At 45.5% G+C, this 752-nt stretch carries 1 protein-coding gene and 1 pseudogene; both read left to right on the top strand.

What is annotated here, in order from left to right:
* Nucleotides 1-348, top strand: a 348-nt coding sequence (locus ACUU1I_RS20930; protein WP_000313435.1) for a hydrolase, incomplete at its 5' end; no start/stop codon positions are given.
* Nucleotides 345-440: pseudogene (locus ACUU1I_RS20925) on the top strand (hypothetical protein); the annotation flags it as partial. The gene ACUU1I_RS20930 and the pseudogene ACUU1I_RS20925, both read left to right, overlap by 4 nt.
* Nucleotides 441-752: the final 312 nt, after the last annotated feature.

Here is a 752-nt window from a genome sequence, read left to right as displayed (position 1 = left end):
TCCCCCGCTAAAGTGTTGCCCGAAAACTGGTGGCAACATCCAGCTGCATTAGGTGCAACTGACAGTGATATCGAAATCATCAAACGTCAGTGGGGTGCGTTTTACGGTACGGATCTGGAGTTGCAACTGCGCCGCCGAGGTATCGATACAATAGTGTTATGTGGGATCTCGACCAATATCGGTGTTGAATCCACCGCCCGCAATGCCTGGGAACTTGGCTTTAATCTGGTGATTGCCGAAGACGCCTGTAGTGCCGCCAGCGCCGAGCAACACAATAACAGCATTAATCATATCTACCCGCGCATCGCCCGTGTGCGTAGCGTGGAAGAGATCCTTCACGCGTTATGATTTACATCGGTCTACCGCAATGGTCGCATCCTAAATGGGTGCGGTTGGGGATCACCAGCCTTGAAGAGTATGCCCGCCACTTTAACTGCGTGATACGGGATTTTTAAAAATAACTAAAGAACGCCCAAGAGCATGTGTTTTCTTTAGAATAATCAAAGCGTTGTATTGCCATGTCATATGAAAATCGGCAAAGTTCATATGTAACAAAGTGTCCCAATCATGCCCCAAAATGCCCCACAACAAATATTTTTGCCCCATGCATGCCCCAAAAAATCACTTTCCCTCACTCTTGACACTGTTTATCCATACAGTTAAAAATAATACTGTATAAAAACACAGTGTAGAGGGATTTTTATGCGTATTGAAATCTGCATAGCCAAAGAGAAAATGACTAAAATGCCAAC

Source organism: Shigella sp. SIG3, from assembly GCF_053555855.1.
Note: the sequence above shows the minus strand (reverse complement) of the source record. Positions and strands in the feature narration are given on the sequence as shown.